The sequence below is a fragment of the Pseudodesulfovibrio karagichevae genome, assembly GCF_041414475.1.
In the GTDB taxonomy this organism is placed as follows: Bacteria; Desulfobacterota; Desulfovibrionia; order Desulfovibrionales; family Desulfovibrionaceae; genus Pseudodesulfovibrio; species Pseudodesulfovibrio karagichevae.
Genome location: NZ_JBGLYH010000111.1, coordinates 1 through 5,511, shown reverse-complemented (window position 1 = coordinate 5,511; position 5,511 = coordinate 1). Strand labels below are relative to the sequence as shown.

Below are 5,511 nucleotides of genomic sequence, written 5' to 3'. Positions count from 1 at the left end.
GGGAGGAAAGAACCCTTTTCAAAGGGTTTTTCCTCCCCTTCCCCCGGCCGCCGGAGGCATCCCTGTTCCCGGCGCAACGCGCCGGGAACAGGGAAGGGTGCGACTACCCCTAGGCGGGGGTGACGATGGTGTGGATGGTGCGGACGAGTTCGGTTTCGCCCTTGGCGGCGTAGGTTTCGTACAGGCCCATGATGGTGGCCTGGGAGTAGACGTAGTTGCGGAACTGCTTGAACGGCTTGGCCTTGAGGTCGGACTGGGAGAGCTTGTAGTCGCGCACGGCGACCTTCTCCAGGACCGGCAGGACCCACTGGTTGGCGGGCACGGTCAGGATCCAGTCGTGGTCGCCGAGGTGGGTGACGAACCCTTCCTGGCGGCGGGGCAGGGGCAGGGTCTTGCCGCCCTGGGCGAGCAGGCCGTACTGCACGGGATCGACGCCCGCGATGATGGATGCGGCGGTCAGCCAGCCCACCACCTGGGCCTCGTCCTGTTCGGTGCGCGGGTGGTTGTGGGCGCAGGCCTGGGCCACGACGACCTCGGCGGGCACCTTGCGGGCGATGGATTCGGCCACGCCCAGGGTATGGTGCTCGCCGGTCCCGGCCAGGGAGAGCTCGGTGCGGGACTCGCCGTCGGCGGCCCACTGGAAGACCCACGGCTTGTGCAGGTCGTGGAGCAGCTGTGCGGCGATGACCACGTCGCGGTCGAGCATGTAGTCGTAGACCTCGCGGTAGCCGTCGTACAGGGCCAGGGACACGCGGGTGTTCAGGCCGGTGTGGGTGCACAGCCCGCCGGGATAGGCGTGATGGCTGCCGTAACCGGAGCCGGGCGCGGACCAGAAGGGCTGGGGCGCGGTGGTCGCCCCGGACACGGGCGGCAGGAAATCGGCCTCGGACACGCCCTTGACGAGTCCCTTGGCGGAAAGTTCGTTGTAGATGGCCTTCTTTTCGCTCGCTCCGATGGACCTGGTCACGGTGGGCGCGGGGTTGTCGAGCACGGCCAGGACCTTGGCGCGCAGGCCCGGGTTGCGGATCTGTCCGGCGGCCTGGAGGATGGACTGCCAGGAGGCGGACACCGGGCCCGAGGCGTCGGCCATGGCCTGGGGCGCCATGGCCACGCATTCGTCCAGGGTGACGGTGGCCGGGGCGGCCTGGGCGCGCAGGGGCAGGGCGGCGACCGTTGCGGCCGCGCCCGCCAGGGCCCCGAGTTTCAGGAAATCACGGCGGTTGAGCTGTTCGGAAGACATACGTTTCTCCTTGAATGCAGGTGGGTTGTGTCGTCCTGTAAACATACCGCCCGCGTTCGTCGGCAGCCTGACGAACCGGTGACGGAATGTGCCCTGCGCATGAAGAATAGGTCACATCGGGAGACGGGACCGGCCGGGAATCCGGCCGGAGAGCGGGAGCGGGAAAATAGGAAAAAAGAGCTTTTCACCCATTATCTATATATAGAGGCTTGACGAGCCGGAGCAAAAGCGGGCATAGACCCCCCTCAGTCTGTCGGGAACGGGTTTTGGACGTGCCGGGACCCCGCAACCAGCAAGACAGGCCGGATACCATCTTCAGCCTGTTGAAGAAGGCGCGAGTGCTGGAGCGCAATCGCGCGTTTTTCAACAGCCTGATAAGAGAGCCGCAACATGCCGAAAGATTTGATCATCGTCGAGTCCCCCGCCAAGGTGAAGACCATCTCCAAGTTCCTGGGAAAGGACTACATGGTCGACGCATCGGTGGGCCACGTGCGCGACCTGCCCACCCGCGACCTGGGCGTGGACGAGGAGAACAACTTCGCCCCGCACTATGAGATCATCCAGGGCAAGGAGGACGTGGTCAAGCGTCTGAAGGCCGCGGCCAAGAAGGCGGGCACCGTCTATCTCGCGCCCGACCCGGACCGCGAGGGAGAGGCCATCGCCTGGCACGTGGCCGAGCTGCTCAAGCCGGTCAACGACAATATCCGGCGCATCCAGTTCAACGAGATCACCTCCCGTGCGGTCAAGGACGCGCTTGAGCACGCCCAGGACCTCAACGAGAACCTGTTCGACTCCCAGCAGGCCCGGCGCATCCTGGACCGGCTGGTGGGCTACAAGATTTCCCCGATCCTGTGGAAGAACGTGAAGCGCGGCATCTCGGCCGGGCGCGTCCAGTCCGTGGCGCTCAAGATCCTGGTCGAGCGCGAAAAGGAACGCCGCGCCTTCCGGCCCGACGAATACTGGCCGTTCAAGGTGCTCCTGGAAGGCGGGAACCCGCCGCCGTTCTGGATGGACCTGCACAAGCTCGAAGGCAAGGCGGTCAAGCCGGGCACCAACCACGTGTCCAACGCGGAGCAGGCCGAGACCCTGGAGCAGCAGCTCCTGAACGGCGAGTTCAAGGTGGACTCCGTGCAGGAGAAGCAGCGCAAGCGCCAGCCCCTGCCGCCGTACATCACCTCCACCCTGCAGCAGGACGCCAACCGGCGCATGGGCTATTCGGCCAAGCGGACCATGTCCATCGCCCAGCGCCTGTACGAGGGCGTGGAGCTCGGCAAGAGCGGCACCACCGCGCTGATCACCTACATGCGTACCGACTCCGTGCGCATCGCCAAGGAGGCGCAGGACGCGGCCAAGGAGCTGATCCTGGAGATGTTCGGCGCGGATTACTACCCGTCCAAGACCCGGAATTTCAAGACCAAGGGCAGCGCTCAGGACGCGCACGAAGCCATCCGGCCCGTCGACGTGTCCATTACGCCCGAGAGCGTGAAGAGCTTCCTGCCCGGCGAGCAGTACAAGCTCTACCGGCTGATCTGGCAGCGGTTCGTGGCCTCGCAGATGGCCGCGGCCACCTTCTGGGACACCACCGTGCTGGTCAACGCCCCGCAGACCGTGTGGCGCGCCAAGGGAGAGCGGCTGCTCTTCGCCGGTTTCCTGGCCGCCATGGACAAGGCAAGCTCCGAAGATGACGTGGAGCTGCCCAAGCTGCATGAGGGCGACGTGCTCCAGCTCAACGAGCTGAAAAAGGAACAGAAGTTCACCCAGCCGCCGCCGCGCTACTCGGAAGCCTCCCTGGTCAAGACCCTGGAGGAGCTGGGCATCGGCAGGCCGTCCACCTACGCGGCCATCATCTCCACCCTGATCGACCGCGAGTATGCCATCCTGGAGGAAAAGCGGTTCGCGCCCACCGAGCTGGGCTTCACCGTGTCCGACCAGCTGTCCGAGCACTTCCAGGCCCTCATGGACGTGGGCTTCACCGCCCAGATGGAGGGGCTGCTGGACGACGTGGCCGACGGCAAGAAAAACTGGGAGGAGCTGCTCAAGGACTTCGGCGGCGACTTCTACCCCACCTTGGAAAAGGCGCGCACCGAGATGGGCCGCTCCCAGCAGGTCACGGACATTCTGTGCGACAACTGCGGCAAGCCCATGGCCGTGAAGTTCGGCAAGACCGGCGAGTTCCTGGGCTGCACCGGGTTCCCGGCTTGTCGGACCATCAAGAACTTCACCCGCGACGAGCACGGCAACATCCAGGTGGTGGAGCGCGAAAAGCCCGAGGACACCGGCGTGCTCTGTGAAAAGTGCGGCCGTCCCATGGCCATCAAGCAGTCCCGGCGCGGCGAGTTCCTGGGCTGCACCGGCTACCCGGACTGCAAGTCCATCGTCAATTTCACCCGCGACGAGAACGGCAACATCAAGGTCGTGGAATCGGAAAAGCCCGAAGTGGTCGGCACCTGCCCGGACTGCGGCGGCGAACTGCTGCTCAAGAAGGCGCGCACCGGCTCCCGGTTCATCGCCTGCTCCAACTACCCGGACTGCACCTATGCCGCGCCGTACTCCACGGGCGTTCCCTGCCCGCGCGAGGGCTGCACCGGCGAACTGGTCGAGAAATCCTCGCGCCGGGGCAAGATCTTCTACTCCTGCTCCGAGTACCCCAAGTGCGACTACGCGGTCTGGAACTGGCCCATCAACGAGCCGTGCCCCAAGTGCGGCCACCCCATCCTGGTGCGCAAGACCACCAAGGACAAGGGCGACCACATCGCCTGCCCGAAAAAAGGCTGCGACTACACTCGGGAGATCGAGGAGTAGGGGGGCGGCTTCCGATAGCGGGCCATCTGCACATTTTTTCCAGGGGGCTTTCATCCTCACGTAGACGGCTACGCTGCGGTGAAAGCCCCCAGGAAGAAAATGCACAGCTGCCCCACTCTCGAAAGCCTATTCCTAGGCCGAGAGTGCGTCGGAAGAGAGAGCCGCTGTCGGTTGGCGGTGCCAACCGAATCGCTCCATATGGGCGGAGAGCTTTTTAGGTAGATATGATGACGAGGTTGTCGGGTGCTGCGCACCCGAGGCGCTTGTTTGAGGGGGGAGCTTGGCTCCTTTTTTTTGTGGGAAAAGTCGTCGGTGTTGATCCAGGTCAATGTTTTTTGGGGCGGGGGGTGTAGAAGGGAGGTGCGGATGGGGCATGACCAACCCCGCCGCAGGAGACACTCTCTACCATGGGCGGCCAGCCATTGCCGCCCGAACGTCACACCCTACATCCTCCCCAAGAGGGCCGTCCGCACCCGGGCGGCCTTCCTGGTTTCAGGGGGCGGGGCGGGGCTGGATTGTTTGGCTGAAACAACGTATTTCCTGCCCATGCGCGATACCCAACCCAACGCAGAGGCCGTGCTGGCCGCGGCCCGCAAGCTGGGCCGACCCGTGGAGCCGGACCAGGCCGAACTGCTGGCCGTGTACCTGGACCAGCTCGTCAAGTGGAACAAGAAGATGAACCTGGTCGGACCGGCGGACTGGCGGACCGTGTTCGACCGGCTGGTGGTGGACTCCCTGTTTCTGGCCGACTTCGTGGCCGGGCTGAAACTGCCCGACCACCCGTTGTCCCTCGACTTCGGGGCCGGGGCCGGGCTGCCCGGCATCCCCCTGCGCGTGCTCTGGCAGGCGGGTGACTACTGGCTGGTGGAGGTGCGCGAAAAACGGGCCACCTTCATGAAGAGCGCGCTCGGACGCCTCCGGCTGCCCGCCACCAGCGTCTTCCTGGGCAAGGCCGAGGACGCCCTGGACCGCCTTGCCCGGTCCGGCCATCAGGCCACCGCCGACCTCATTCTCAGCCGCGCCTTCATGCCCTGGCAAAAACTCCTGGATTTCATCCGCCCCATGCTCCGCAAGGAACCGGGCCGTCCCGGCACCGCCATCATCCTGGCCAACGACCCGCCCCCGGCCGAATCCGCCATCCCCGGCGGCTGGCGACTCGGCGACGCCGCCTCCTACCCGGCGGCAGGCTCCGAGCGCTACTTCTGGTCGTTCAAGGTCGAGTAGGCAGGAAGGATGCCTCCGGCGGCCAGAGGGGGAACCTCTTGGAAGAGGTTCCCCCTCTGGACTCCCCCTCCAGAACTTTTTGTGTGCCTTCGGCAAGTGCGTACGAGCGCCAACAAATAACCCCGGCTCAAGCGGACCGGGGTTTCGTCATTTGCGACTTCGCGAAGCGGCTATAAAAAGTTTAGGAAAGGAGAGGGGATGGGGGTCCGGGGGAAGGGGAGAGGGAAAGCCCTTTTCAAAGGGTT

General features: G+C 65.1%; 3 protein-coding genes. 2 read left to right on the top strand and 1 reads right to left on the bottom strand.

The window, feature by feature from the left end; all coding sequences use genetic code 11:
* Nucleotides 1-109: 109 nt before the first annotated feature.
* Nucleotides 110-1,240 (bottom strand): twin-arginine translocation signal domain-containing protein, encoded by a 1,131-nt coding sequence (locus AB6M95_RS19310; protein WP_371388378.1) that lies wholly within the window; start codon nucleotides 1,238-1,240, stop codon nucleotides 110-112.
* Nucleotides 1,241-1,630: 390 nt separating this feature from the next.
* On the opposite strand from AB6M95_RS19310, the gene topA reads away from it, so the two are divergent.
* Nucleotides 1,631-4,042 carry a type I DNA topoisomerase gene (gene topA, locus AB6M95_RS19305; protein ID WP_371388377.1) on the top strand — a complete coding sequence of 804 codons (2,412 nt, stop codon included), beginning with the start codon at nucleotides 1,631-1,633 and terminating at the stop codon, nucleotides 4,040-4,042.
* A gap of 519 nt (nucleotides 4,043-4,561) precedes the next feature.
* Nucleotides 4,562-5,266, top strand: a complete 705-nt coding sequence (locus AB6M95_RS19300; RefSeq protein WP_371388376.1) for a 16S rRNA (guanine(527)-N(7))-methyltransferase RsmG — start codon at nucleotides 4,562-4,564, stop codon at nucleotides 5,264-5,266.
* Nucleotides 5,267-5,511: the final 245 nt, after the last annotated feature.

Excerpts from the sequence above, each read along its gene's own strand:
- AB6M95_RS19310 (WP_371388378.1), bottom strand. The coding sequence starts at position 1,240 with ATGTCTTCCGAACAGCTCAACCGCCGTGATTTCCTGAAACTCGGGGCC.
- topA (WP_371388377.1), top strand. The coding sequence starts at position 1,631 with ATGCCGAAAGATTTGATCATCGTCGAGTCCCCCGCCAAGGTGAAGACC.